Source organism: Micrococcus antarcticus, from assembly GCF_044872765.1.
GTDB lineage: Bacteria > Actinomycetota > Actinomycetes > Actinomycetales > Micrococcaceae > Micrococcus.
In genome coordinates, this window is record NZ_CP085253.1 from 484,083 (window position 1) to 510,506 (window position 26,424).

Sequence of the window (26,424 nt, forward strand, 5' to 3'; positions counted from 1 at the left end):
TCCACCATGGCCGGACTCCAGGGATGGCAGCTCGTCATCATCATCCTGATCGCGCTGCTGCTGTTCGCTGCGCCCAAGCTCCCCACGATGGCCCGCAACCTGGGCCAGTCCATGCGCATCTTCTCCTCCGAGGTGAAGCAGATGCGCACCGAGGGCAAGGAGGAGGAGCCGAGCAACGGCTCCACCGCCGCGGACGCCACGGAGCCGGTCGAGGGCCGCGTCGTGGACCCGGACCCCCGCCCGCGCGACGACCGCTGATCCGCGAGAGGCACCGCATCCATGACCTCCGTCGAGGGTGAGGAACGCGCCGCCGGGCGGCGCCGCACGAAGGCCCGGAAGCAGAAGAACCCCCACGGGGAGATGCCCCTGCGCGAGCACCTCACGGAGCTGCGCAACCGCATCCTGATCTCGGCCGTGGCCATCGCGCTCGGCTCCATCGTGGGATTCCTCCTCTACGAGCCGATCTTCACCGCGCTGGTGGCCCCCGTGGTCGAGGCCGGCAAGGGCCGGCTCTCCGCCGTGACCTTCGACTCCGTGGGTGCGCCGTTCGACATCATGCTCCAGGTGTCGATGTTCATCGGGCTGCTCGTCTCGAGCCCGGTGTGGCTCTACCAGATCTGGGCGTTCGTGATGCCGGGCCTGAAGAAGAACGAGAAGCGCTACGCACTCGGGTTCCTCGGCGCCGCCATCCCGCTGTTCCTCGCCGGCGTCGGCCTGGGCTGGCTCGTGATGCCCCAGGCCGTGCAGTTCTTCATCCAGTTCTCGCCGGCCAACATGCCCAACCTGATCCCCGCCCAGTCGTACATCCCGTTCGTCCTGCGCCTGTTCCTGGCCTTCGGGGCCTCCCTGGTGCTGCCGGTGTTCCTGGTCGGGCTGAACATGATCGGCGTGCTCCCCGGGCGCACCATCGTCCAGCACTGGCGCATCACCGTGTTCGGCGTGGCCCTGGTCGCCGCGCTGGCCGCCCCCGGCAGCGACGCCGTCTCGATGTTCTACCTCGCGGTCCCGCTGGTGCTGCTCTTCGGCGCCTCCATCGTGCTCTGCCTTCTGAACGACCGGCGTCGCGCGCGTCGCGCCGTCCACCGCGAGCAGGACGTCGAGGCGGAGATCGCCGCCGGCCCCCGCTCGCTCGACGAGATCTGACCCCGGCCCCGCAGGGTCGACCGGCGCCCGTCTCCGCCCACGGCGGAGACGGGCGCCGCGCTTCCTCTGCCGCCAGAACCGGCCGCTAGGGTGGCGGTCATGGTCCCCGTCATCCCGAACGAGCCGAGGGGCGATGACGCCCTGCCCCACGACGAGCCGCAGCTCAGCCCGGCCGAGCGCTACGCCCGCGCCCGGGCGTCCCGCACCCACGCCGGATCCCAGCTCGGCCTGTTCGCCGCGGGCCTGGGCTTCCCCCTGGACGACTTCCAGGTGCGTGCGTGCGGCGAGGTGGAGGACGGCCACGGCGTGCTCGTGGCGGCGCCCACCGGAGCGGGCAAGACGGTGGTCGGGGAGTTCGCCGTCCACCTCGCCCTGGCCCGGGGGACCAAGGCGTTCTACACCACGCCCATCAAGGCGCTGAGCAACCAGAAGTACACGGACCTGGTGCGCGCCCACGGCGCCGAGCGAGTGGGCCTGCTCACCGGTGACACCTCCATCAACCCGGACGCGCAGGTCGTGGTGATGACCACGGAGGTGCTGCGCAACATGCTCTACGCGGACTCCGACGCCCTCACCGACCTCGGGTTCGTGGTGATGGACGAGGTGCACTACCTCGCGGACCGCTTCCGCGGCCCCGTGTGGGAGGAGGTGATCATCCACCTGCCCGAGCACGTGCAGCTGATCTCCCTCTCCGCCACCGTGTCCAACGCGGAGGAGTTCGGCGCGTGGCTGGACACCGTGCGCGGCGCCACCACCGTCGTCGTCTCCGAGCACCGCCCCGTGCCCCTGTGGCAGCACGTCATGGCGGGCAGCCACCTCTACGACCTCTTCGCGGAGGACGTCGCGTTCGAGGACACCGCGGACCGGGACGGCGCCGCCCTGCTCAACCCCGAGCTCAAGCGCCTGGCCGTCGAGGCCGAGCGCGGGGCGCAGCGCCCCGACTGGGGCCGGCCCGGCCGCCGCCAGGACAAGGGCGGCCGCGGCGGCGGGCCCAAGGGCCGCACCAGGGGCGGCCGCGGCGGTCGGGACGATCGTCCTGACCGTTCCGGCCGTCCGGCGGCGTCGGGCTGGGACCGGGACCGGGGCGCCGCCGCGCGCACCGGCCACGGCGAGGACGCCCCGCGCCGCCGCAGCATGACCACCTCCCGCCCGGAGATGATCCGCGTGCTGGACCGCGAGGGCCTGCTGCCCTGCATCACCTTCATCTTCTCGCGAGCCGGGTGCGACGGCGCCGTGGAGCAGTGCCTGCGCGCAGGGCTGGACCTCACCACGCCGCGCGAGAAGGCCCTCGTCGCCGAGCGCGTCGAGGAGGTCGCGCGCCTTCTGCCGCCCGAGGACCTCGAGGTGCTCGGCTTCTGGGCGTGGCGCGACAGCCTCTCCCGGGGCTTCGCCGCCCACCACGCCGGCATGCTGCCCCCGTTCAAGGAGGCCGTGGAGGACCTGTTCGCCGGCGGCGCCCTGAAGGCCGTCTTCGCCACGGAGACCCTGGCGCTCGGCATCAACATGCCCGCCCGCTCCGTGGTGATCGAGAAGCTCGTGAAGTTCAACGGCGAGTCCCACGTGGACATCACGGCGGGGGAGTACACCCAGCTCACGGGCCGCGCCGGCCGCCGCGGGATCGACGTGGAGGGCCACGCCGTGGTGATGTGGCGTCCCGGCCTGGACCCGGCCGCCGTCGCCGGCCTGGCCTCGCGCCGCACCTATCCGCTGCGCTCCTCGTTCCGCCCCACCTACAACATGTCGGTGAACCTGCTGTCCCAGGTGGGCGCGGACCGTGCCCGCGGCATCCTCGAGTCCTCGTTCGCACAGTTCCAGGCGGACCGCTCCGTGGTGGGCCTCGCGCGCGAGGTCCGGTCCAAGGAGAGCAGCCTCGAGAAGTACGCCGCGGCCATGGAGTGCCACCTGGGCGACGTCGGCGAGTACCTCGGGCTGCGCAAGGAGCTCGCCTCCGTGCAGAAGTCCGGCTCGCAGGGGCGCCGGCGCGCCCAGATCGCGGCGGTGAAGGAGTCGCTGTCGGACCTCGCGCCGGGCGACGTCATCCAGCTCGACGACGGGCGCCAGCTCGGCCGCGCCGTCGTGGTCCTCCCCGCGGGCAACCCGCAGAACCCGCGCGTGGGCGTCGTGACGGACAAGGCGCAGCTGCGCCGCATCACGGTCGACGACGTCACGGGCCCCGTGGACCCGATCGCGGGAGCCGTCCTGCCGCAGCTGCTGCAGGTGAAGACCCCCGCGCAGCGCAAGGACATCGCCGCCGCGATGCGGGAGGCCGTGCGGATCCACCGCCCGCCCACGGGGGGACGACGCCGCTCCACGGGCTTCCGCCTGCAGGAGGACACCGTGTCCCCCCGCGCCGAGGAGCTGCGCCGCGCCCTCGAGCGCCACCCGTGCCACGGGTGCCAGGACCGGGAGGAGCACCTGCGCTGGGGCGAGCGCTGGTGGGGGATGAAGCGTGAGCTCTCGGTGCTGCGCGAGCGGATCGCGGGTCGCACCAACACGATCGCCCGCACGTTCGATCGCGTGGTGGGCCTGCTGAACTCCTACGGCTACGTCCGCGACAACGTCGCCGACCCGGCCGACGCCCTCACCGACAAGGGCCAGACCCTGCGGCGCATCTACGGCGAGCGCGACCTCTTCGCCTCGCTCGTGCTGCACGACCCGGCCACGGCCTCGCTGACGCCCGAGGAGTGGGCGTGCGTGGCGGCGCTGCTCGTGTACCAGGGCAAGGGCGAGACCCGCGGCGTGGTGCCGATGCCCACGGCGCGGCTGGCCCGCGTGGCGGAGGCCGCGGAGGCGATCGAGGCGGACCTCGCCGCCGCCGAGCAGGCCGCCCGCCTGGACCCGACCCCGCCCACCGATCCCGGGCTCGTGGGGCCGGTGCACCGCTGGGTGCGCGGCAAGTCCCTGCGGGACACCCTGCAGGGCGCGGACCTCGCGGCGGGCGACTTCGTGCGCTGGGCCCGCCAGGTGATCGACGTGCTCGACCAGCTGGCCCAGGTGCCCGGCGACGCGCACCGCTCCCGGGCGTGCCGACGCGCGGCGGGCCTGGTGGCCCGCGGAGTGGTGGCCACCTCCCTTCCCGGCGCCGCCCAGCCCGGGGCGCTAGGGTGAGCCGCGTGAGCGCGCATCTGTTGACGAACGGCATCATCCACTCCGCCTCGGATCCCTACGCCACCGCGGCCCTCGTGGCCGACGGCGTGGTGGCGTGGCTGGGGTCCGACGACTCCGCCGCGCTCGTGGCCGGCCCGGAGGTGCCGCGCCAGGACCTGGACGGGGCGGTCGTGGCCCCCGCCTTCGTGGCCCCGTGGGGCACGGCCGCCGACGCGCGGGACGCCCTGCGCCGCGGCACCGCCGTGGTCACCGTGCTCGAGGGCTGGGACGCGCGGTCGCGGGGCCAGGCCGACGCCGCTCCGCCCGCGCCGTCCTCCCGACCGGCCGCCCGGACCGTGGTCTACCGGGCCCCCGAGACCGTGGACGCCGCGGCCGCGGGCGTGTGGCTGCCCACGGACGACGGGCTCGACGCGTCCTCCCTCGCGGGGCTGGTGGCCGCGTCGACGCAGGCGGGGGAGCAGGCCTACCTCGTGCCGGCCCACCGGGACCACACCGGGGATCCCGACGCCGGCGCCCGCGCCCAGTCCGCCGCCGTCGCCGCCCTGCGCTCCGTCGCGGGGGAGCTCGGCGCCCCGGCGCTGGGGCGCGTCCGCCACCGGCTGGCGGTGACCGGGCCCCTGGACGCCGCGGACCGCGGTTTCCTGGCCGGGATCGGCGTGTCCGTGACGGTCGCCCCGGACGCCGAGGGCGTCCTGCGCGCCCCCGTGGCCTCCCTCCTGGCGGACGCCGTGCCGCTCGCCCTCGCGGCGGGCCCCGACGGCGACCCGTGGGCGGCCGTCCGCGCCGCGCTGACGCACCCGGACGAGGACGAGCGGATCTCCGCACGCTCCGCGTTCACCGCCGCCACCCGCACCGGCCTGCGCGTCCTGCCGGACGTGCCGGCCGCCCGCGTGGAGGCCACCCCGCGCCTCGTGGTCTCCGCCGCGGCCACCTTCGCCGTGTGGGACGCCGACGCCGTGACGGTGCAGTCCCCGGACGGCCGCGTGGCCGCGTGGAGCACCGACACCCGCGCCGGCACGCCCCTGCTGCCCGCCCTGGACGCCGAGACCGCGCTGCCGCGCTGGCGCGCCACGTGGCTGGGCGGCGCGGTGGCCGCCCAGGCGTGAGACCCGCCGCGCGCGCCGCTGGACGGCGCGCGCCCGAGCGGTTCCTATACTCGAACGGATGACCACGGCCCGCCGACCGGCGCACGGCCGAACCGAACGGCCCGAGGAAGGCGTGAGAGACGCATGCGCGTGCTGACCATCATCCCCACCTACAACGAGATCGAGTCGCTGCCGCTGACCCTCGGTCGACTCCGCGAGGCCGTCCCCGAGGTGGACGTGCTCGTGGTGGACGACTCCTCCCCGGACGGCACCGGCGAGTGGGCCGACCGCCGCGCCGCCGAGGACGCGGGGGTCCACGTGCTGCACCGCGCCGAGAAGAACGGCCTGGGCGGGGCGTACATCGCGGGCTTCCGCTGGGGGCTCGAGCGCGGCTACGACGTGCTCGTGGAGATGGACGCCGACGGCTCGCACCAGCCCGAGCAGCTGCCCCGACTCCTGGAGGCCGTCCGCACCGCGGACCTCGTGATCGGCTCCCGCCGCGTGCCCGGCGGCAAGATGGTCAACTGGCCGATGTCCCGCAAGCTCATCTCCTTCGGCGGCTCGCTCTACCCCCGCATCATGCTCGGCCTCAACCTCACGGACATCACCGCGGGCTACCGCGCCTACCGCGCGGACGTGCTGCGCGAGATCGACCTCGACGACGTGCAGTCCAAGGGCTACGGCTTCCAGGTGGACATGACGTTCCGCACCGCCCGCCTGGGCAAGCGGATCGTGGAGGTCCCCATCACCTTCGTCGAGCGCGAGCTCGGCGAGTCCAAGATGAGCGGCGGCATCATCGGCGAGGCCGTGGTCAACGTGACCCGCTGGGGCCTGGCCGCCCGCGCCGAGCAGCTGGGCAAGCTGTTCGGCCGCTGACCGGCGCACCGTCCGCAGACGACGAGGGCCCGACCACGTGGTCGGGCCCTCATGGCGTGCGGGGGAGCGGATCAGGCGTCGACGGCCTCGCCGCGGCTGGCGCGCAGCTTCTTCAGCTGGATCTCGAGGGTCTCCTCGAGCTCAGGGATGGAGCGGCGCTCGAGCAGCATGTCCCAGTGGCTGCGGACCGGCTTGCCCTCGGGCTCCGTCGGCTTCTCGCCGCTGACCAGAACGGCCTCCTTGCCCGTCTTGGACGTCCAGGTGGCAGGCACGTCGGCCTCCACCGCGAAGGTGACGAACACCTGCTCGCCGTCCTCGGTGCGGTACTCCACACGCTGGCGGGCGGCGGGCTCGACGCCGGCCTCCGACTCCAGGGACTGGGCCCCCAGGCGCATGCCGCGCAGGCTGCGATCGCTCACGTTTCCTCCTCGTCAGGCCGCGCGGACTCCGCCCGTCTCGCGGGCGGAGGCGGCTGCGCGCGGCGGTCGTCTCTCCGATGGTGCAACCACCCAGTCTCCCACGGCATTCCCGGGCGGGCGGGCGGGGTCCGCCCGCCCGGGAGGCGGTGGGTGCTCAGCGCGGCGGCTGGGTCGTCCCGGCGGGGGCGGTGCCGGGCACGGGGCCGGGCTCGGTCGGCTCGTCGAGTCCCTGCGGCGTCGCCAGCGCCTCGTCGAGGGAGGTCTGGGGCATGTCGTCGGCCGTGACCGCGCCGCCGGTCATGGCCTCGAGCACGCCGCTCGAGCGCAGTGCCTCCACCGTGGTGGGGCGGGAGCCGCGCAGGGCGCGGCGGGTGCCGAGCGCCGCGTCCTCGCGCCCCGCCGCGGAGTCCGACGCGGGAGAGCCGCCCTCGTCTGCACCGGCCCCGTCCTGCCCGCCGGAGCGCCGCGCGCCGGGGCCGAACGCCTCCCCGAGGCCCTCGAGGGCGCGGGTCAGCTCGGCGGGGACGACGAACATGGTGTTCGCCTGGCCCTCGGCGATCTTCGGCAGCTGCTGGAGGTACTGGTAGGCGAGCACCTCCGAGTCCGCCTGACCGCCGTGGATGGCGTCGAAGACCACCTCGATGGCCTCGGCCTCCGCGTTGGCCCCGAGCACGCGGGCCTGGGCGTCGCCCTCGGCGGCGAGGATCTGCGCCTGGCGCTCGCCCTCGGCCGTGAGGATCTGGGCCTGCTTGGTGCCCTCGGCCGTGAGGATGGCCGCGCGGCGATCCCGTTCGGCGCGCATCTGCTTCTCCATGGAGTCCTGGATGGACAGGGGCGGATCGATCGCCTTGAGCTCCACGCGGGAGACACGCAGACCCCAGCGGGTCGTGGCGTCGTCGAGGACGAGGCGCAGCTGCGAGTTGATCGAGTCGCGCGAGGTGAGCGCCTCCTCGAGGTTCATGCCGCCCACCACGTTGCGCAGCGTCGTGGTGGTCAGCTGCTCGACGGCCTGGATGTAGTTGGCGATCTCGTAGGTGGCGGCCTTCGCGTCGGTGACCTGGAAGTAGACCACCGTGTCGATCGAGACCACGAGGTTGTCCTCGGTGATCACGGGCTGCGGCGGGAAGGAGACCACCTGCTCGCGCATGTCCACCTGGGGGAGCATGCGGTCGATGAACGGGATGATGAGCGTCAGCCCGGCGCCTGCGGTGCGCTGGTACTTGCCGAGCCGCTCGATGTTGGCCGTGCGGGCCTGGGGGATGATCTTGACCGAGCTGGCCAGGATCACCACCACGACGGCCGCAAGCACGACCAGGACGATCAGGATTTCCATGGGGTCTTCCTCTGCGGTGGATGGTCGGGGGTGGTTCGGGAGGGCCGGCCGGGCGGAGCCGTGGCGGTCAGTCTCGGGCGGCGTCCCAGTCGATGCGCGGGACGGGGGCGACGATGAGCGTCGCTCCGTCCACGCGGAGGATCCGCACGTCCGTGCCGGGCTCGGCGTCCGGGGCGCCGGCGTCCACGCGCGCGGACCAGGTGTCGCCGTCCACGCCGATCAGCCCGGACTCGCGCGTGATGGCGGCGTCGGCGGTGAGGCGCCGGCCGGGGAGCGTGTCGAGGTAGGAGGCGGAGGCGGCGTCGTCGCTGTGCAGGCGGCGCAGCGCCGCGGGGCGGACGGCGGTCAGCATCAGGAGGGAGACGACGGCGAACAGCACGATCTGGACCCAGAGATCGGCGCCGGCGAGGGCGGCCACGCCCCCCGCGGCGGCGCCGGCGGCCAGCATGAGGAACAGCAGGTCCAGGGTGAGCACCTCGACGCCCGCCAGGACGAGGGCGAGCACGAGCCACAGCCATCCGGCGTTGGCCTCGATCCACTCCATCCGACACCTCCGTGCTCGGGGGGTGATCGGGCCGTGCCGGCCCGACGCTCTCCGTCGCGCGTGGCCTGCGCCACAGCGTCCCCTGCGCTCCATCCTGCCCGATGGAGGTCCGAATTCCCACCGACGCCGCCGGAGACCGGGGGAGAGTCGCACGGCCGGGCGCGGGAGAGGAGCCCGGGTCGACCGTCCGGTACTGTGACCCGCATGACAGTCGCCGCCCCCGCGCCCCCTCCCTCCCTCCTGCTCGAGCCGCTCACGGTCCGCGGAACGGCGCTGCCGAACCGCGTGGTGATGGGCTCGATGCACCTGGGCCTGGAGGACCGCCACGAGGACCTGCCGCGGCTCGCGGCGTTCTACGCGGAGCGGGCACGCGGCGGCGTCGGGCTCATCGTCACCGGAGGAGTGGCGCCGGTGCCGGAGGGCGCCGTCACGTCCGGAGGCGGGGCCCTCGCCTCCGACGCGGACGCGGCCGCCCACCGCGTCGTCACGGACGCCGTGCACGCCGCGGGCGGGCGGATCCTCGTCCAGCTCCTGCACGCGGGCCGCTACGCCCCGACCTCGGAGCTCGTCTCGGCCTCCGCCACGCGCGCCCCGATCTCCCGGCTGACCGCGCGGGAGATGACCGCGGAGGACATCGCGGAGACGGTCGCCGCGTTCGAGCGCTCCGCCCGCCTGGCGCTGGAGGCCGGCTACGACGGCGTGGAGGTCATGGCCTCCGAGGGCTACCTCCTCAACCAGTTCCTCGCCCCCGCCACGAACCGGCGCGAGGACGAGTACGGGGGATCCGCCCTCAACCGGCGCCGCTTCCCGGCCGCGGTCGTCGCCGCGGTGCGGGCCGGTCTGGGGGAGCGCGGGCTGCTGTCCGTGCGGACTTCGCTCATCGACCTCGTGGCACAGGGCCAGGACCTCGAGGAGGTCCGGGACACCGCTCGCGCATTCGAGGCGGCCGGGGCGGACCTGCTCATGACGGGCATCGGCTGGCACGAGTCGCGCGTGCCCACGATCGTCACCTCCGTGCCGCGCGCCGCGTTCGTCCCGACGACGGCGGCCGTCAGGGACGCCGTCTCCATCCCGGTGATCGCGGCGAACCGGATCACGACGCCGGCCGATGCCGAGCAGATCCTCGCCTCCGGCGCCGCAGACCTCGTCGCCCTCGCCCGCCCGCTGCTGGCCGACCCGGCATGGGTGAGGAGCATCGGCTCGGACGACCCCGCCGACCTCACCCCCTGCATCGCGTGCAACCAGGCGTGCCTGGACCACGTGTTCACGGGGGAGCCCGTCAGCTGCCTCATGAACCCCCGGGCCGGCAGGGAGACCGACCCGCGCTACGCCGTGCCGGTGCCGGTGGAGATCGGGCGGCGCCGCCGCGTCGCCGTGGTCGGCGCGGGGCCGGCGGGGCTGACGGCCGCGCACCGCGCGGCGCAGTTCGGCCATGAGGTCGTCCTTTACGACGCCCATGACGGCGTGGGCGGCCAGTTCCGCCTGGCGCGGCGGATCCCCGGCAAGGAGGAGTTCGCCCCGGCGCTCGAGCACCTCGCGGCACGGGCGCAGCAGGCGGGAGTCGAGATGCGTCTCGGCACACGGGTGAGTGGTACAACGCTCCTGACACCGGAGGGGGCGCCGGCCTTCGACGAGGTCCTGGTGACCACCGGCGTGCGGCCCCGGGAGATCGCTCTCCCGGGAGCGGGGCAGCCCGGTACCCCGTTCGTCCACCGCTACGAGGAGGTCATCGCGGGGCGCGTGGTCTGCGGGCCGCGGGTCGCGGTGATCGGCGCGGGAGGTGTCGGCGTGGACGTGGCCGAGTTCCTCGCCGCCGGGGGAGAACGGGCCGACGGCGAGCCCGAGTCCGTGGACCACTGGCGCGCGCGCTGGGGCGTGGCCGACGCGCCGGGAGTCCGCGGAGGGCTGGTGCGCCCGCGGCCGGAGGCGCCCGCCCGGGAGGTCGTGCTGCTCCAGCGCAGCCCCGGTCCCGTGGGTGCACGGCTGCGGCCGACCACCGGCTGGGTGCATCGCGCGGAGCTGCGCCGCCTCGGCGTCGAGGCGGTCAGCGGGGCGACCTACGAGCGTGTCGACGCGGAGGGGCTGCACGTCACGCTGCCGGCGTCCGAGCCGGGCCCGGGGGCCGAGGGCGTCGGGGGACGCGTGGCCCGCGTCCTGGACGTGACCGACGTCGTGGTGTGCGCGGGGCAGGAGCCCGTGGCCGAGCTGGCCGCCGAGCTCGTCGCCGCCGGCTACCCGGAGGCCGCGGTGCGCGTGGTGGGCGGCGCCCACGACGCGCGGGAGATCGACGCCTACCGCGCGATGGACCACGCCACGCGCGCCGTGCAGGGCTGATGCCGGCGCCTCCCGCGCCTCGACCCTCCGGCCTGGCCTGCCGCGCGGCTCTGAGGTGACGGGCCCGCGGCGGGGGCTCTCGCCTACGATGCCCCTGTGACCACCGCGCCCGCACCCGCCGCCGAGACCCATCCCGCCGACGTCCACAGCACGATCCGCGTGGTCGGCGCGCGGCAGAACAACCTGAAGGACGTCGACGTGGAGATCCCGAAGCGGCGCCTGACCGTGTTCACGGGCGTCTCGGGCTCGGGGAAGTCCTCCCTGGTGTTCGCGACCATCGCGGCCGAGTCCCAGCGCATGATCAACGAGACCTACCCGGCGTTCGTGCAGGGCTTCATGCCCGCACTGCCGCGCCCGGACGTGGACCACATGGAGGGCCTCACCCCGGCGATCATCGTGGACCAGGAGCGCCTGGGCGGGAACGTGCGCTCGACCGTCGGCACCGTGACGGACGCGAACGCCCTGCTGCGCATCCTGTTCTCCAGGATCGCCGAGCCCGCGCTCGACTCGCCCAAGGCCTACTCCTTCAACGTGGCCTCGATCAGCGGCTCCGGCGCCGTCACCCTCACCACGGGCAAGGACAAGGGAAAGAAGGAGCGGCGCTCGTTCCACGTCCAGGGCGGCATGTGTCCCGAGTGCGAGGGCACCGGGGCGAAGCAGGACCTGGACCCGGCCGAGCTGTTCGACGAGGCCAAGTCCCTGAACGAGGGGCCCTTCACCATCCCGGGCTACACGGCGGACGGCTGGGCCGTGAGGAAGTTCCTCGAGTCCGGCTTCTTCGACCCGGACAAGCCGATCAGGGACTACTCCGAGCGGGAGATGCACGACCTCTTGCACAAGGAGCCGGTGAAGATCGACATGTCCGGCATCTCCATGACCTACACGGGCCTCTACGCGAGCATCGAGAGCGCGTTCCTGCAGAAGGACCGCGAGGCCATGCAGCCGCACGTCCGCGCGTTCGTGGACCGCGCGGTGACCACCATTCCCTGCCCGGCCTGTGCGGGCACGCGCCTGAACGAGCAGGCGCGCTCGTCCCGGATCCGCGGCACGTCCATCGCCGACCTCTGCGCGATGCAGATCACCGACCTCGCCGCGTGGTGTGCCGAGCTCGACGACGCGCGGGTGGGCGGCCTGGTCGGGTCGATCCGCCAGCTGCTGGACGGCTTCGTGATGATCGGGCTCGGCTACCTCTCCCTCGACCGCGCCGCCGGCTCGCTGTCCGGGGGAGAGGCGCAGCGGACCAAGATGATCCGCCATCTGGGGTCCTCGCTCACGGACGTCACCTACGTGTTCGACGAGCCCACCACGGGCCTGCACCCGCACGACATCGCCAACATGAACACCCTGCTGCTGCGGCTGCGCGACAAGGGCAACACAGTGCTCGTGGTGGAGCACAAGCCGGAGACCATCGCGATCGCGGACCACGTCGTCGACCTCGGACCCGGCCCGGGCACCGCCGGGGGCGAGGTCACGTTCACCGGGACCGTGGCCGAGCTGACCGCGTCCGACACCCCGACGGGCCGCCACCTCCACGACCGCGCCCGCCTCAAGGAGGAGGCCGAGCTGCGCGCGGGCAACGGCGCGCTGCGGGTGCGCGGGGCCGCGGAGAACAACCTGAGGGACGTCGACGTCGACGTGCCCCTGGGCATGCTCGTGGCCGTCACCGGCGTGGCCGGCTCCGGCAAGTCCTCGCTGATGCGCGAGGCGATGCTCCAGACGCGCCGGGGGAGCGCCGCCGAGGATGTCCACCTTGTGGTCGTCGACCAGGCGCCGATCAAGGGCTCGCGGCGCTCCAATCCCGCGACCTACACGGGCCTGCTCGAGCCGGTGCGCAAGGCGTTCGCCAAGGCCAACGGCGTCAAGCCGGCCCTGTTCAGCCCGAACTCCGCGGGCGCGTGCCCCGAGTGCAAGGGCGCCGGGGTGATCTACGCGGACGCCGCGGCGGCGACGGACACGGCGGCCCCCTGCGACGTGTGCGAGGGGCGGCGATTCATGGACGAGGTGCTGGAGTACATGCTCGGCGGCAGGGACATCGCCGAGGTGCTGCAGATGCCGGTGGAGGAGGCGCGGGAGTTCTTCTCCGCGGGCGAGTCGCGCGTGCCGGCGGCGGCCGCCGCCCTCGAGCGGCTCGTGGACGTCGGCCTGGGCTACGTCCGGCTCGGTCAGCCGCTGACCACCCTGTCCGGGGGCGAGCGTCAGCGTCTCAAGCTGGCCACCCACCTGGGGGAGCGGGCGAAGGCCAAGGACGGCGCGCGGACCGTCGTCGTCCTGGACGAGCCGACCACGGGCCTGCACCTGCAGGACGTCGGGCGGATGCTGGCCATGCTGGACGGGCTGGTGGACGCCGGGGTCTCGGTGATCGCCGTCGAGCATCATCAGGCCGTCATGGCACACGCAGACTGGATCCTGGACGTCGGCCCGGGCGCCGGCGCCGAGGGCGGCACGGTGGTGTTCGAGGGGCGCCCGCACGACCTCGTGGCGGCCGCGCACAGCGGCGAGGGCACGACGACGGGCGAGCACTTGGCCGCATACGTGGCGGACTCCGCATGATGGGCGTGCGCGTTATGTCAACCACACGGGTCGGGAGTCCGACGCAGGGCCGAGGCGAGGTGAGCCCAGGCGTCAGCGCATGCCTGGGTACACGCTCACCCGGTGGCTCGTGAGCGAGAGGTAGAGGGCCCAGGCCCAGCCGATGACGGTCCAGCCCAGCAGCAGGTTCACCCAGAACACGAGCCAGTGGTTGGCACGTCCGCGAGCAGCGGCCACGGCCCACGGGGCCAGGTAGCCGGCGGTGAGGATGGCCAGCACGATGGCCACGGTGGCGACGAACGGGCGGTCACGCTGATCGGTCACGAGAGTCATGCGGGCAGTCTACGGACGCTCCGCGTCCTGGCGAGCGGCGACGCCGGGCGGATGCCACGAATGGCATACGCGGGCGGAGCCCCCGAAGAGCCGATAATGGACATTATGTCATGTAACGCTCCTGGCGGGGTCCCCGGCGTCCATCGCCGCTGTCGGGTTCACGGAGGTCTACCGCATCTTCGCCGAGCGCGGCCTGACCGACCGCGTGACGTGGATCGCCTCGGGCAAGGTCGGCCTCCCCGACAACGCGATCGTGGCGTTCGCCCTCGGCGCGGACATGGTGCACGTCGCCCGCGAGGCGATGCTCGCCGTCGGCTGCATCCAGGCGCAGAAGTGCCACACGGACACGTGCCCCACCGGCGTCGCGACGCAGAACCCGTGGCTCGCCCGCGGCGTGGTGCCCGAGGAGAAGTCCGAGCGCCCGGCTCGCTCCGTGCAGACCCTGCGCCGCAACCTGCTCAAGGCCTCCGAGGCCGCCGGCGTCCCCCACCCGGGCCTCCTCTCCCCCGACGACGTGGTGCAGCACGCACCCCTGCCCGTCACGGACGAGGACGACACGGTCAGCCAGTGAACGCAGGGCGGACATCCTCCTGACACCGCTCGGCGCCGCCCCTGATCCTGTGGCGTCTCGCCGGCAGGGTCCCGACGCGGTGTGAGTTGTCCGCCCCGGATCACGGGTCGGTGGTCCTCGAGGAGGGGGCCACGAGAGCGGCGACGGCGGCGGCCAGCGACCGCGTCTCGTGCCAGAGCCCGTTCCTGAGCCGGGCGTGCACCGCCTGCTGGGTGACCTCCAGTGCGGCGGCCGCCTCCCGCTGGCTCGCGCCGGACTCGACCAGACGCCCGGCCTCCTGTTGGGGCTCGGATCGCCGCTGCTCCAGGACGCCGAGCAGCTGGAGCGCGGCCTCGGCGGCGTCCTGCCGGCGCCGCGCCGAGGCGTCGCCGGCAGCCCCGTCCAGCTCCAGCGCGCACCGGCCCGTCGAGGCCGCCGCGCGGTGCAGGACCCGCTCGAGGACAGCCGCCTCCACCTCCCCGGCGCCCACGCCGCGATCCGGGTCGGGAGCTCCCGTGGAGGCGACGAGCCCGGCGACCCACGCGCCCGTCCGGATCACGGCGAGAACGAGCCCGACGGCCTCCACGGGATCCTCGAGGAGGCCCTCGACGACGCAGGGCAGCACGTCGTCCCGGACGGTGAACCGCGCCGGGCCGCGCTCCCCCGCGTGGTCGAGATTGTCGGCAGCGGCCAGGACGGCACACAGGCGCGACACGTCTCCGCGGTCGCGCGCGGGGTCTGCGGTGCGGAGCAGAACGTGGATCACGACCCCACAGTATCCCTATGACAATCCTGACTCCTTGTTGCACGGCATCCGAGCCGAGCGTCGCGCGCGAGAATGGGTCCATGAGATCCGACCGGCATGCCCCCGCCCCCGCCCGACCGCTTCCCGCCGTGCTCGCCCTGGCCGCGGATGTCCTGCTGGTGAGCGTGTTCGCCGCGCTGGGTCAGGGTCAGCACGACACGGCGGCTGGACTCCCCCGCCTCCTGCAGACAGCCGGCCCGTTCCTGGTCGGCCTGATCGTGATGACGATCCTCACCGGCGGCCACCGCACGTGGGCCCGCACCTGGCCGCACGGCGTGCTGGTGTGGCTGGGAACGGTCGGCATCGGCATGGCGCTGCGGGTGCTGTGGGGCCTCGGTGGCGCCCCGCTGTCCTTCGTGATTGTCACCCTGCTCGTCCTCGGGGTGTTCCTGCTCGGCCGCCGCGCGCTCGCGCGGGTCCTCACCCGCCGCCGCCCCTGAACTGCAGCCGGGCGCCCAACCGGCCCCCAGGCACAGCTCAGCCGTAGGATCGGGGCACGACCCCGCGCTCTCGGCCCCGTCGGGCCGCCCCAAGGAAGGACGCCCCCATGGTCACCGCCATCGTCATGATCACCACCGACAAGTCCCGCATCCCCGAGACCGCCCAGGCGATCGCCGCCCTGGACGGCGTGAGCTCCGTCTACTCCGTGACCGGCGCGTGGGACCTCGTCGCCATGGTCAAGCTGAAACGCTACGAGGACCTCGCGGACGTCATCGCCGATCAGCTCTCCAAGGTCGAGGGGATCACGGACACCGAGACCATGCTCGCGTTCCGGGCGTACTCCTCTGAGGATCTCGAGGAAGGGTGGGCGCTGGGGTTCGACGCCTGAGCGTCACGCCCATCTTCCTCCCGGCGCCGGTCGACGCCGCGTCCGCTGCCCGCAGGGTGGCCGCCCGCGCGGCGATCGCCGGCATGGTCCTGTTCATCACGGAGGAGGGCGCCGACGTCGGGATGTGCTCCCAGGCGCCCGGCGCCACCCTGGCCCAGGGCGACTGAGGCCGTTCAGGACCGCGAGAACTCGATCCAGCGATCCAGTACGTCGGCCGCGGCGCCGGAGTCGAGGGACTCAGCGGCGCGCCGCATGTTGGCCGCGAGGCGGTCCATCAGGGGAGCATCGGCCTCGGGGTCGGCCGCGGTGAGACCGGCGGCGGCATTGAGGAGCACGGCGTCGCGGATCGGCCCCTTCTCCCCAGCGAGGAGCGCGCGGACGAGCGTGGCGTTGTGGGCCCCGTCCTTGCCCGCCAGAGCCTCGACGGACGTCAGCTCGATGCCGAGCTCGCGCGGATCCAGCTCATGAGCGGTGACCTCCCCGCGCACCTCCATCACGGTGGAGGGCCCGGAGGTGGTGATCTTGTCCCTGCCGTCCGAGCCCCGGAAGACGAAGCCCCGCACGCCGCGGTCCGCGAGCACCTGCGCCAGCAGGGGGACCATGACCTCGCTCGAGCAGCCGAGCGCCTGCGCCGTGACCTGGGCCGGATTGCTGAGGGGGCCCAGGAAGTTGAAGACGGTCGGGACGCCCAGCTGCTTGCGGACCGGCGCCACGTGCTTCATGGAGGGGTGGTAGTGCTGGGCGAAGAGGAACGTGATGCCCACGGCCTCCGCGCACTCCTCCGCCTTGGCGCGCGGCATCGACAGGTCCACGCCGAGGGCCTCGATCACGTCCGCGGCACCCGCCGTGGAGGACGCGCCGCGATTCCCGTGCTTGACGATCCGCACGCCGCAGCCGGCGGCGACGAGCGAGGACATCGTGGAGAGGTTCACCGTGCCGAGGCGGTCACCGCCCGTGCCCACGATGTCCAGGGTCTCCCCCTCCACATGGACGGGGCGGGCATGGCGGACCATCACATCGGTGAGCCCGCGGAGCTCAGGCACGGTGACGCCCTTGGCGGCCAGCGCGAGCAGGAAGGCACCCACCTGCCCCTCGCTGGCGTCGCCGGACATCATCTCGCCCATCGCCCAGCCGGCCGCGTGGTCCTCCAGGTCCTGGCCGAGCATGAGCGCGCGGAACACCTCGGGCCACGTGGTCGTTCCGGTCTCCGGAGAAGTCGTCCCAGTCATCACGCGGACGACTCTAACGCCGGCCCGGCGGAGCCGATGCCGCACGCGACACCCGGAGACGCGCCGACCTGGCCCTCCGCAGGGGGCTCCGAACCTGAACGTTTCCTGGCCGCCACCCGCTGACTGGCCCCGAACCGGCCCGCACCCCGTCCGGCGGCGAGGGCGACACGATAGGTTCGGTTTACCCCCTTCACCGCCTTTGGGGCCATAATGACTGGGTGACCACTGCTACCCCCACTCTCCATCAGCCCACCACGGGCCTCCCGAGCCGGCCGAACATGGTCCAGGTCGGGACCATGGTGTGGCTCGCCAGCGAGCTCATGTTCTTCGGTGGGCTCTTCGCCATGTACTTCACCCTGCGCTCCACCTCCCCGGCGCTGTGGGCGGAGAACACCCAGCTCCTGAACGTCCCGCTCGCCGCGGTGAACACGGTGATCCTGGTGCTCTCCTCCGTCACCGCGCAGTTCGGCGTCCTCGCCGCCGAGCGCCTGCAGCCCCGCCGCACGGGCGGCCCCTTCGCTTTCGCGAAGTGGGGCATGGTGGAGTGGTTCATCCTGACGTTCATCATGGGCGCCGTCTTCGTCTCGGTGCAGGCGTACGAGTACGCCACCCTGGTGTCCCACGGGATCTCCATCGCCTCGAGCGCCTACGGCTCGGCCTTCTACATCACCACGGGCTTCCACGCCCTCCACGTGACCGGTGGCCTCGTCGCATTCCTCCTCATCATCGGCCGCGCCTACCTGGCCCGCCGCTTCGGCCATCACGAGGCCACCTCCGCGATCGTGGTGTCCTACTACTGGCACTTCGTGGACGTCGTCTGGATCGCCCTGTTCTTCATCGTCTACTTCCTCAAGTAAGACGCCCCCGTTCTCAAGCACCTGACAAGAGGTACGGGCCGGGGGGCATGAGACCCGGTCCGGAAGACACACGATAGGAAACCCCGTGAAGGCACTTTCGCAGAATCGACGCCACCCCCTGATGGGGCTGGCGCTCCTCCTGCTGGGACTCCTGGTGACCGGCGGACTGTACTCCGTCGCCAGCACCGTGAATCAGGCGCAGGCGGCCACGCAGGTCACCGCGGCCGCCTCGGCTGACGATCTGTCCGAGGGCGAGAAGCTCTTCAACGCGAACTGTGCCTCCTGCCACGGCACCGGCGCCGCGGGCGGCCCCTCCGGCCCGTCGCTCGTCGGCGTCGGCGCCGCCTCCGTCGACTTCCAGGTGGGCACCGGCCGCATGCCGATGCAGATGAACGGCCCCCAGGCCATGGTGAAGCCGAACCAGTTCAACGAGGAGCAGACCGCGCAGCTCGCCGCGTACGTCGCCTCCCTCGGCACCGGCCCGGCCCTGCCCGAGGAGCAGTACCTCGACAAGGACCACGAGGACGTGAACATCGCCAAGGGCGGCGACCTGTTCCGCATCAACTGCGCCATGTGCCACAACGCGGCAGCCGCCGGCGGTGCCCTGACCCGCGGCAAGTACGCCCCGTCCCTCGAGGGCGTCTCCGAGAAGCACATCTACGAGGCCATGGAGACCGGCCCGCAGAACATGCCCGTGTTCTCCGACTCGAACCTGAAGCCCGAGGACAAGCGCGACATCATCGCCTACCTCAAGACCATCGAGAACAACGGCTCCCCCGGCGGCCTGCAGCTCGGCTCGCTCGGCCCGGTCGCCGAGGGCCTGTTCATCTGGACCGCTGGCCTGGCCCTCATCATCGGCTTCATGGTCTGGCTGACCAGCCGGTCCTCCTGATCCCGCCGGCGCCCTGCGCACCGGTCCTCCGTCATCGTCATTCATCACTCGAGTAAAGGAAACAGGCATATGGGCGAGAAAGGCTACGAAGGGACCGAGCGACACTCGAACTCCCTCGAGCACGCCGGGGCGGACGCGTCCCGGTACGCCATCGAGAACCCGGGCCTTCCCCCGCACCGTCCGCGTCTGGCCGATGAGGATCCGAAGGCCGCCAAGCGCGCTGAGCGCCAGGTCTCGATCATGTTCCTCATCTCCATCGTCGGCACGGTGCTGTTCTTCATCGGCTACTTCGGCGTCGGTCAGATCGGCAACAACGAGGCGTTCTCCACGATCTTCCTGCAGAACCTCCTGCTGGGCCTCGGCACCGCACTGGCGATGCTCGGCATCGGCATCGGCATCGTGCACTGGGCGAAGACGCTCATGCCCGACCACGAGACCGTCGAGGAGCGTCACGAGATCCGCACGGAGGCCGACCGCGTCGCCGCCACCGGCATGATCACGGACATCATCGACGAGTCCCAGATCAAGCGTCGTCCGTTGCTGCGCAACACGCTGATCGGTGCGATCCTCCTGGCCCCGCTGCCCTTCATCGCCGTGTTCCGCGACCTGGACAACACGGACAACTTCGCAGACAACGCGGCGGAGAACTTCGGCCCCGAGCGCCTGCGCCACACCATGTGGGCCGAGGGCGTCCGCCTCGTGCGTGACCCCACCGGCTCGCCGATCAAGGCGTCCGACGTCACCCTGGGCTCCGCCATGCACGTGATCCCCGAGGGCCTCAACGAGGTCGAGCACGGGAAGCTGAACGAGAAGGCCAAGGCCGTGGTGCTCGTCATGCGCCTCGACCCCTCGAAGGTGCAGATCTCCCCCGGTCGTGAGGACTGGAACGTGGACGGCATCTTCGCCTACTCCAAGGTCTGCACGCACGTGGGCTGCCCGATCGCCCTCTACGAGCAGCACACCCACCACCTGCTCTGCCCCTGCCACCAGTCGACCTTCGACCTGGCCCAGGAGTGCAAGCCGATCTTCGGCCCTGCCAGCCACGCGCTGCCGCAGCTGCCGATCTCCGTGGACGACGAGGGCTTCCTCGTCGCTCAGAGTGATTTCCATGAGCCCGTCGGGCCTGTCTACTGGGAGCGTGGCTGACACCTATGAGCACCGCAGTGAAAGAGTTCCAGCCGGCCACCTCGACCGGCCGAGTGGCGAACTTCGTGGACACCCGCATGGGCATGTCCCCCATCGTCAAGTTCTTCGGCCGCAAGATCTTCCCCGACCACTGGACGTTCATGTTCGGCGAAGTGGCGCTGTACAGCTTCGTCATCCTGCTGCTGTCCGGCGCGTTCCTGACGTTCTTCTTCGATCCGTCGATGTCGCATGTCACGTACGACGGCGCCTACGCCCCGATGCGCGGCATCGAGATGTCCGCGGCCTACGCCTCGGCCCTCGACATCTCCTTCGACATCCGCGGCGGCCTCTTCATGCGCCAGCTGCACCACTGGGCGGCCCTGCTGTTCGTGGCCTCCATGTCCGTGCACATGCTCCGCATCTTCTTCACCGGCGCGTTCCGTCGCCCGCGTGAGCTGAACTGGGTCGTCGGCTGCTTCCTGCTGATGGCCGGCTGGGCCGCCGGCTTCACCGGCTACTCCCTCCCCGACGACGTGCTCTCCGGCAACGGCCTGCGCATCATCGACGGCATCCTCAAGGCCCTCCCCCTGGTCGGCTCGTACCTCTCCGCCTTCCTCTTCGGCGGAGAGTTCCCGGGCTACTCGGTCATCGGCCGCCTGTACGCGCTGCACATCATGATCGTGCCGGCCGTCATCCTGCTGCTGATCGCCGTCCACCTGTTCATGGTGGTCGTGCACAAGCACACGCAGTACCCCGGCCCCGGCCGCACCGAGAACAACGTCGTCGGCTACCCCGTCGGCCCCGTGTACGCGGCCAAGGCCGGCGGCTTCTTCTTCATCGTGTTCGGCGTGCTGGCCCTCATCGCCGGCACCGTGACGATCAACGCCATCTGGACCTACGGTCCGTACGATCCCTCCCCCGTGTCCGCGGGCACCCAGCCGGACTGGTACATCGGCCCGTTCGACGGTGCCCTGCGCCTGATGCCCGGCATGCTCGGCGACTACTCGTTCCTCTGGAACGTCCCGATGCCGTGGGGCTCCTCCGTGTCCCTCCCGATGGGCGTCCTGGCGCCGCTGATCCCGGTCGGCGTGATCCTCGTGGGCCTCATTCTGTGGCCCTGGATCGAGCGCTGGATCACCCGTGACGACCGCGAGCACCACATCCTGGACCGCCCGCGCAACGCCCCGGCGCGCACCGCGTTCGGCGTCGCCGTCATGACCATGTGGTGCACGATGTGGGCCGCGGCCTCCTCGGACCTCATCGCGACGCACTTCCACCTGTCGCTGAACGACGTCGCGTACTTCCTGCGCGCGCTGTTCTTCCTCGGCCCGGTGGTCGCCTACCTCATCACGCGCCGCGTCTGCCTGTCCCTGCAGCGCAAGGACCGGGAGACCGTCCTGCACGGCCACGAGGCCGGCGTCATCGAGATGTCCCCCGACGGCGGCTTCCACGAGCGTCACCGCCAGCTGACGGACTACGAGATGTACCGCATGGTCGCGTTCGACGAGCACCGCCCGGTCCCGGCCACCCCGGGCCGCAACGGCAAGGTCTCCGGCATGGAGAAGATGCGCTCCGGCCTGAACCGCGCGTTCTACCAGGACCGCGTCGCTCCCGTCTCCCGCGCGGAGCTTGTCGAGGCCCGCCTGCACGGCGGCCACGGCGATGCGGACCAGATCGAGGGCGCCGGGCACGACGGCGGCGCCAACCCGGAGATCAGCCGCTGAGCAGTCTGAGCTGACCCCCTCAGGAGGGGCCCCGCGCACCGATCGGTGTGCGGGGCCCTTCGTCATGCCTTGCACTGCTCGCTGGCGCCTGGCGGACGACGTCAGGCGGCCTGCCGCCGCGTCTGCCCGGCTCGACGAGGGGCGCCCGTCGTGACGGACGACGCGGGCGCAGGACGGATCACCGAGGGCGCATGGATGGGCGACCGCGCCGACGTCGACCCTCGTGCGCTGCGGACGGGCCTGAGAGGCGGCGACGTGGTCGCTCGTTGTCCTGACCGGGGCCGTTGATCAATTCTGAGAAGGGCGGATGGCTGCCGCAGGCGATGTGAGGGCGGCGGTGGTCGTACTGGCGCAGCCGTTCGGGAAGTGCGTCGCGTCGTTCTTGCACGCTGGTGCAGCAGCGGGCGTAGGCCCATCCGTCGGGCATGGTGCGGTGGAAGCGCACTGCCGTCCCGTTGGTCTGCGGACGGTACGGGCGGGTCCGCTCCGGGGTGATCGACAGGGCCCCGCAGGTGCCACGCCACAGGTGCGAGCGGTAAGCGCCGCCGTAGTACGACAGGACGCGTTGGACGGCGATGTCCTCGGCCGCGACGACCGGTCATGCCGAGACGTCAATGCGGCATTGTCGTGCTGACCCCGTGTCTTGGAGCCAGAGCCACGAGGAGCGCCGCCGCGATGAAGACGCCCAGCATCGCTGTTCGCCGCGGCAGAGGCGCGTCGGGTTAGTGTGCGGACCTGACGACCTCGCCCGCCGCGCTTCGCGCCGACGCTGCGCCTGAGTCCTCGAACAACCTGTCCGGTCAGGACAGCTGGCCGCGTGGCCTCACGGCTGGGGGTGGGAGTGCATCAGGAGGACGAACTGCAGGGGAATGCTCCCTGGTGCGACCAGGACGCGAAAAAGCCGCGGGCCGGACCTCCCTGAGGAGATCCGGCCCGCGGCCAGTGCCGGCGTCGGCGAGCTCAGTGGGCGTACTTGCCCTTGGAGAACTCGTAGACCCAGCCGTAGAGGAAGAAGATCGACAGGCCGGCGCCGATGAAGAACACCCACCAGCCGACCGCGAGGCCGGTCACGACGATCGCGCAGGCGATGCCGAGGCCCAGCGGCCACCAGCTCCAGGGGGCGAAGGTGCCGTAGGTGCCGGCGAAGTCGGCGATCTCGCCGTCCTCGTCATCCGCGGGACCCAGGCCGTACTTCCGGTCGGTGGACCGGAGGTACCAGGCGATCATCCAGCTCATCGCGCCGAGGGCGTAGAAGGCGGGGATGCCTGCCCACTCGGTCCACTCGGTCCAGAAGGCGTAGAGGGTGGCGACGGCGATCAGGAATGCGCCGATGATCCAGAAGATGTTCGCGCTGACCTTCACTGGTGTGCCCTCTCTCCGAATGCCGTGTCCGTGTCGTGCTGCGGCGAGTGCGCCGACAGCTCCGGGTGGTGCAGGTCCAGCGCCGGACGCTCCGAGCGGATGCGCGGCAGCGAGTGGAAGTTGTGGCGCGGCGGGGGGCACGAGGTCGCCCACTCGAGCGAGGCGCCGAAGCCCCACGGATCGTCCACGGTGATCTTCTTGCCGAAGCGCGAGGTGATGTACACGTTCCAGAAGAACGGGATCAGCGACGCGCCGAGGACGAAGGAGAAGACGGTCGAGAAGGCGTTCATCGCCTGGAAGCCGTCCTCCACCATGTAGTCCGCGTAGCGGCGGGGCATGCCGGTGACGCCCAGCCAGTGCTGGATGAGGAAGGTGCCGTGGAAGCCCACGAACAGCATCCAGAACTGGATCTTGCCGAGTCGCTCGTTCAGCATCTTGCCGGTGAACTTGGGCCACCAGAAGAAGAAGCCGGCGAACATCGCGAAGACCACGGTTCCGAAGATCACGTAGTGGAAGTGCGCCACCACGAAGTAGGTGTCGGAGACGTGGAAGTCCATCGGCGGGGACGCCAGGATGACGCCCGTCAGACCGCCGAAGAGGAAGGTCACCATGAAGCCGAGGGTCCACAGCATGGGGTTCTCGAAGGTGATGGAACCGCGCCACATGGTGCCGATCCAGTTCACGAACTTCACGCCGGTGGGGACCGCGATGAGCATGGTCATCACCGAGAAGAACGGGAGCAGCACGGAGCCGGTCACGTACATGTGGTGGGCCCACACGGTCACGGAGAGCGCCGCGATGGCCGTCGTCGCGAAGACGAGCGACTTGTAGCCGAAGATCGGCTTGCGGGAGAACACCGGGACGATCTCGGAGACGATGCCGAAGAACGGCAGCGCGATGATGTACACCTCGGGGTGGCCGAAGAACCAGAACAGGTGCTGCCACAGGATGGCACCGCCGTTCTCCGGGTTGAAGATGTGGCCGCCGAAGCGGCGGTCCATGCCCAGCGCGAAGAGCGCCGAGGCCAGCGGCGGGAACGCCATCAGGATCAGGATGCCCGTGATGAGGGTGTTCCAGGTGAAGATCGGCATGCGCCACATCGTCATGCCCGGGGCACGCATCGTCAGGATCGTGGTGATGAAGTTGACGCCGCCCATGATCGTGCCGAAGCCCTGGAGCGCCAGGCCGAAGACCCAGAGGTCGCCGCCCACGCCGGGCGAGAACGTGGTGTCCGAGAGCGGGGCGTACGCGAACCAGCCGAACGAGGCCGCGCCCTGGGGGGTGAGGAAGCCGGCGGTGGCGATGAGCGAGCCGAACAGGAAGAACCAGAAGGCCAGCGCGTTCAGTCGCGGGAAGGCGACGTCAGGGGCGCCGATCTGCAGCGGCACCAGCACGTTCGCGAAGCCCACGAAGAGCGGCGTGGCGAACATGAGCAGCATCAGGGTGCCGTGCATCGTGAACAGCTGGTTGTACTGCTCCTTCGTCTGCAGGATCTGCATGCCCGGCTCGAAGAGCTCGGCGCGGATCATGAGAGCCATGACGCCGCCCACGCAGAAGAAGACGAAGGACGTGATCAGGTACATGTACCCGAGCGTCTTGTGGTCCGTGGTCGTCAGCCAGCTGACGATGATCTTGCCCAGGGAACGGGGCACCACACGAGGCTGCGCCTGCGTGCGCACCTCATCCGTTGCGTACTCGTAAGTGGTCATCAGTGGTTACCTCCACCGCGGGGGGTCTGGAGGTCGACCTCCATCTCCCGGGCGCCGTCAGGGTTGTTGTTCGGGTTGCGGTTGTACTCGTCGCCCACCAGGCCCGGCTCCATCTCGTCGAGCTTCTGCGTGAACTCCGCCTCGTCGACGACCTCCACGTTGAACATCATCTCGGAGTGGAACTCGCCACAGAGCTCGGCACACTTGCCGTCGAAGCGGCCCAGCTCCTGCGGGGTGAGGTACAGGTGGTTGGTCTTGCCGGGGATCATGTCGCGCTTCTGGAGGAACTGCGGGATCCAGAAGGAGTGCGCCACGTCGCGGGACTTCAGCTCGAAGTGCACCGGCACGTCCTTGGGCAGGTAGAGGGTCGGCAGCGTGTCCCGGACGCCCTCCTCGCCGTTGAGCTGGGCCTGCACGCCGGAGTAGTGGGCCTGCTGGCCCTCGTACTCGTAGTTGAAGTCCCAAGACCACTGCTTGCCGTACACGGTGACGGTCAGCGGCGAGTCGTCGATGGGCTCGTCCACGGAGGCCTGGACGCGGTCGCTGAAGCCCCACAGCGTGAAGACCAGCAGGACCGGGATCAGGGTGAACATGGTCTCGATCGGCACGTTGTAGGCCGTCTGCTTCGGGAACCCCTGATCGTTCTTGCGCCGCCGGTAGGCGATCATGCACCAGATCATCGCGCCCCACGCGAGCAGGCCGATGACCAGGGCGGCGATCCAGGAGTTCACCCAGAGATCGATCAGCTCGGCGTTGTGGTTGGTGGTCTCCCGGGTGCCGGGCATCCAGCCCTGCTGGACCTCGGCGGAGCAGCCGGTCAGCACCACCAGTGCGGCGGCACCGACGGCCCCGCTCTTCAGGCGGCGGCGAGTCCGACGTCCGGCGTCATTGTGTGCTCTCACAGACGGCCTTCCTCTTCATCTCGTGTGCGATGAGCGCCCCGTCCCACGGACTCCCGCGAGATTTCGCAGGTTCCCTTCAGGTGGGCCGGGTATGCCCTGATGATTCAGGAGCCAGTCTAAGCCGACCGGGCCCCAATCGCCGCACCGTGACACGGGCGGATTCCGCCGGTCTCCCCCGCGCATCGCCCCTTGGCCGCCTCATCACGACGACGTCGGGCCAGCTCCCCGGGTGGGGAGCCGGCCCGACGTCGTCCACGGGTCAGCGGGGGCCGCGTGCGCGTCCCTGGAGTCGCCCTCGGATCAGTGGAAGGAGTCTCCGCAGGCGCAGGAGCCGCCGGCGTTGGGGTTGTCGATGGTGAAGCCCTGCTTCGAGATGGTGTCCTCGAAGTCGATCGAGGCGCCCATGAGGTAGGGCACGCTCATCTTGTCCACGATGACCTCGACGCCGTCGTAGTCGCGGACGGTGTCGCCCTCGAGCACGCGCTCGTCGAAGTAGAGCTGGTAGATGAGGCCGGAGCAGCCGCCGGGCTGGACGGCCACGCGCAGGCGCAGGTCGGTGCGCCCCTCCTGCTCGAGCAGCGCGCGGACCTTGTTCGCGGCGACCTCGGTGAGCTCGACCTCGTGCGGGGGAAGGCCCGCGGCGTCCTCGGTGGCGCCGATCTCGACGCCGGTCTCCTCTGCGGACAGTGCCATCCTGACCTCCTGGTTGGGGGTGGGGGCGTCGGAGATGCCGACG

Annotated in this window: 24 protein-coding genes and 1 pseudogene; 14 read left to right on the forward strand and 11 right to left on the reverse strand. The window is 71.5% G+C overall.

Going from position 1 to position 26,424, the window contains the following annotated elements; genetic code table 11:
- Window positions 1-6: 6 nt before the first annotated feature.
- The 5 genes from LG274_RS02285 (at window position 7) to LG274_RS02305 (ending at window position 6,212) form a co-directional block, all read left to right on the forward strand.
- A complete protein-coding gene (locus LG274_RS02285) occupies window positions 7-258 on the forward strand; it encodes a twin-arginine translocase TatA/TatE family subunit (RefSeq protein WP_404465133.1) in 252 nt (83 codons plus the stop codon).
- Window positions 259-279: 21 nt separating this feature from the next.
- Window positions 280-1,143 carry a twin-arginine translocase subunit TatC gene (gene tatC / locus LG274_RS02290; RefSeq protein ID WP_248115544.1) on the forward strand — a complete coding sequence of 288 codons (864 nt, stop codon included), beginning with the start codon at window positions 280-282 and terminating at the stop codon, window positions 1,141-1,143.
- 99 nt (window positions 1,144-1,242) lie between these two features.
- Window positions 1,243-4,251 (forward strand): DEAD/DEAH box helicase, encoded by a 3,009-nt coding sequence (locus tag LG274_RS02295; protein WP_404465135.1) that lies wholly within the window; start codon window positions 1,243-1,245, stop codon window positions 4,249-4,251.
- A gap of 5 nt (window positions 4,252-4,256) precedes the next feature.
- The gene (locus LG274_RS02300) at window positions 4,257-5,357 is read left to right on the forward strand and encodes a hypothetical protein (protein ID WP_404465137.1); all 1,101 of its coding nucleotides are present in this window, start codon (window positions 4,257-4,259) and stop codon (window positions 5,355-5,357) included.
- Window positions 5,358-5,480: 123 nt separating this feature from the next.
- On the forward strand, window positions 5,481-6,212 hold the full coding sequence (locus LG274_RS02305; protein WP_248115547.1) for a polyprenol monophosphomannose synthase: 732 nt from the start codon (window positions 5,481-5,483) through the stop codon (window positions 6,210-6,212).
- Between the two features lie 71 nt (window positions 6,213-6,283).
- Here the strand turns inward: LG274_RS02305 and LG274_RS02310 are convergent, their stop codons facing one another.
- From LG274_RS02310 to LG274_RS02320, 3 genes are all read right to left on the reverse strand, one after another.
- Entirely contained in the window at window positions 6,284-6,631 is a 348-nt protein-coding gene (locus LG274_RS02310; protein WP_404465139.1) for an RNA polymerase-binding protein RbpA, read from the reverse strand.
- A gap of 154 nt (window positions 6,632-6,785) precedes the next feature.
- Complete coding sequence (locus tag LG274_RS02315; RefSeq protein ID WP_404465141.1) at window positions 6,786-7,964, reverse strand: SPFH domain-containing protein; 1,179 nt, start codon at window positions 7,962-7,964, stop codon at window positions 6,786-6,788.
- Window positions 7,965-8,031: 67 nt separating this feature from the next.
- Window positions 8,032-8,508, reverse strand: coding sequence for an NfeD family protein (locus LG274_RS02320; protein WP_404465143.1), 477 nt, complete (start codon window positions 8,506-8,508; stop codon window positions 8,032-8,034).
- 204 nt (window positions 8,509-8,712) lie between these two features.
- Between LG274_RS02320 and LG274_RS02325 the strand changes: the two genes are divergently transcribed.
- Both LG274_RS02325 and LG274_RS02330 read left to right on the forward strand, forming a co-directional pair.
- A complete protein-coding gene (locus LG274_RS02325) occupies window positions 8,713-10,842 on the forward strand; it encodes an NADPH-dependent 2,4-dienoyl-CoA reductase (RefSeq protein ID WP_248115551.1) in 2,130 nt (709 codons plus the stop codon).
- A gap of 96 nt (window positions 10,843-10,938) precedes the next feature.
- Window positions 10,939-13,392, forward strand: a complete 2,454-nt coding sequence (locus LG274_RS02330; RefSeq protein WP_404465145.1) for an excinuclease ABC subunit UvrA — start codon at window positions 10,939-10,941, stop codon at window positions 13,390-13,392.
- Between the two features lie 72 nt (window positions 13,393-13,464).
- Here the strand turns inward: LG274_RS02330 and LG274_RS02335 are convergent, their stop codons facing one another.
- Window positions 13,465-13,704, reverse strand: coding sequence for a superinfection immunity protein (locus tag LG274_RS02335; RefSeq protein ID WP_248115553.1), 240 nt, complete (start codon window positions 13,702-13,704; stop codon window positions 13,465-13,467).
- A gap of 175 nt (window positions 13,705-13,879) precedes the next feature.
- Here LG274_RS02335 and LG274_RS02340 point away from each other — a divergent pair, with 175 nt between their 5' ends.
- A complete protein-coding gene (locus LG274_RS02340) occupies window positions 13,880-14,275 on the forward strand; it encodes a glutamate synthase-related protein (protein WP_404465984.1) in 396 nt (131 codons plus the stop codon).
- A 100-nt stretch (window positions 14,276-14,375) separates the two neighbouring features.
- Here LG274_RS02340 and LG274_RS02345 read toward each other — a convergent pair whose 3' ends face one another.
- The gene (locus LG274_RS02345) at window positions 14,376-15,020 is read right to left on the reverse strand and encodes a hypothetical protein (protein WP_404465147.1); all 645 of its coding nucleotides are present in this window, start codon (window positions 15,018-15,020) and stop codon (window positions 14,376-14,378) included.
- 80 nt (window positions 15,021-15,100) lie between these two features.
- Between LG274_RS02345 and LG274_RS02350 the strand changes: the two genes are divergently transcribed.
- Both LG274_RS02350 and LG274_RS02355 read left to right on the forward strand, forming a co-directional pair.
- Window positions 15,101-15,499 carry a DUF3054 domain-containing protein gene (locus LG274_RS02350; protein WP_248115555.1) on the forward strand — a complete coding sequence of 133 codons (399 nt, stop codon included), beginning with the start codon at window positions 15,101-15,103 and terminating at the stop codon, window positions 15,497-15,499.
- A gap of 107 nt (window positions 15,500-15,606) precedes the next feature.
- Window positions 15,607-15,888, forward strand: a complete 282-nt coding sequence (locus tag LG274_RS02355) for an Lrp/AsnC family transcriptional regulator (RefSeq protein ID WP_248115556.1) — start codon at window positions 15,607-15,609, stop codon at window positions 15,886-15,888.
- A gap of 173 nt (window positions 15,889-16,061) precedes the next feature.
- Here LG274_RS02355 and trpD read toward each other — a convergent pair whose 3' ends face one another.
- On the reverse strand, window positions 16,062-17,117 hold the full coding sequence (gene trpD / locus LG274_RS02360; protein ID WP_248115557.1) for an anthranilate phosphoribosyltransferase: 1,056 nt from the start codon (window positions 17,115-17,117) through the stop codon (window positions 16,062-16,064).
- Window positions 17,118-17,395: 278 nt separating this feature from the next.
- Between trpD and LG274_RS02365 the strand changes: the two genes are divergently transcribed.
- The 4 genes from LG274_RS02365 to LG274_RS02380 all read left to right on the forward strand — a co-directional run bounded on the left by LG274_RS02365 (window position 17,396) and on the right by LG274_RS02380 (window position 21,715).
- Entirely contained in the window at window positions 17,396-17,974 is a 579-nt protein-coding gene (locus LG274_RS02365; protein WP_248115686.1) for a heme-copper oxidase subunit III, read from the forward strand.
- 85 nt (window positions 17,975-18,059) lie between these two features.
- Window positions 18,060-18,866 carry a c-type cytochrome gene (locus LG274_RS02370; protein ID WP_298710989.1) on the forward strand — a complete coding sequence of 269 codons (807 nt, stop codon included), beginning with the start codon at window positions 18,060-18,062 and terminating at the stop codon, window positions 18,864-18,866.
- Window positions 18,867-18,935: 69 nt separating this feature from the next.
- Window positions 18,936-20,012, forward strand: a complete 1,077-nt coding sequence (locus tag LG274_RS02375) for a Rieske 2Fe-2S domain-containing protein (protein ID WP_404465150.1) — start codon at window positions 18,936-18,938, stop codon at window positions 20,010-20,012.
- A gap of 5 nt (window positions 20,013-20,017) precedes the next feature.
- Window positions 20,018-21,715: a cytochrome bc complex cytochrome b subunit gene (locus LG274_RS02380; RefSeq protein WP_248115560.1), complete on the forward strand. Its 1,698-nt coding sequence runs from the start codon at window positions 20,018-20,020 to the stop codon at window positions 21,713-21,715.
- A gap of 178 nt (window positions 21,716-21,893) precedes the next feature.
- Here LG274_RS02380 and LG274_RS02385 read toward each other — a convergent pair.
- The 5 genes and pseudogenes from LG274_RS02385 to erpA all read right to left on the reverse strand — a co-directional run.
- Window positions 21,894-22,304 (reverse strand): annotated as a pseudogene (locus LG274_RS02385) (integrase core domain-containing protein); the annotation flags it as partial.
- Window positions 22,305-22,675: 371 nt separating this feature from the next.
- A complete protein-coding gene (locus tag LG274_RS02390) occupies window positions 22,676-23,077 on the reverse strand; it encodes a cytochrome c oxidase subunit 4 (protein ID WP_248115561.1) in 402 nt (133 codons plus the stop codon).
- A complete protein-coding gene (gene ctaD / locus LG274_RS02395; RefSeq protein WP_404465153.1) occupies window positions 23,074-24,786 on the reverse strand; it encodes a cytochrome c oxidase subunit I in 1,713 nt (570 codons plus the stop codon). The genes LG274_RS02390 and ctaD overlap by 4 nt, the downstream gene beginning before the upstream one ends.
- Window positions 24,786-25,688: a cytochrome c oxidase subunit II gene (gene coxB, locus LG274_RS02400; RefSeq protein WP_248115563.1), complete on the reverse strand. Its 903-nt coding sequence runs from the start codon at window positions 25,686-25,688 to the stop codon at window positions 24,786-24,788. The genes ctaD and coxB overlap by 1 nt, the downstream gene beginning before the upstream one ends.
- Before the next feature lie 300 nt (window positions 25,689-25,988).
- Window positions 25,989-26,381 carry an iron-sulfur cluster insertion protein ErpA gene (gene erpA / locus LG274_RS02405; RefSeq protein ID WP_248115564.1) on the reverse strand — a complete coding sequence of 131 codons (393 nt, stop codon included), beginning with the start codon at window positions 26,379-26,381 and terminating at the stop codon, window positions 25,989-25,991.
- Window positions 26,382-26,424: the final 43 nt, after the last annotated feature.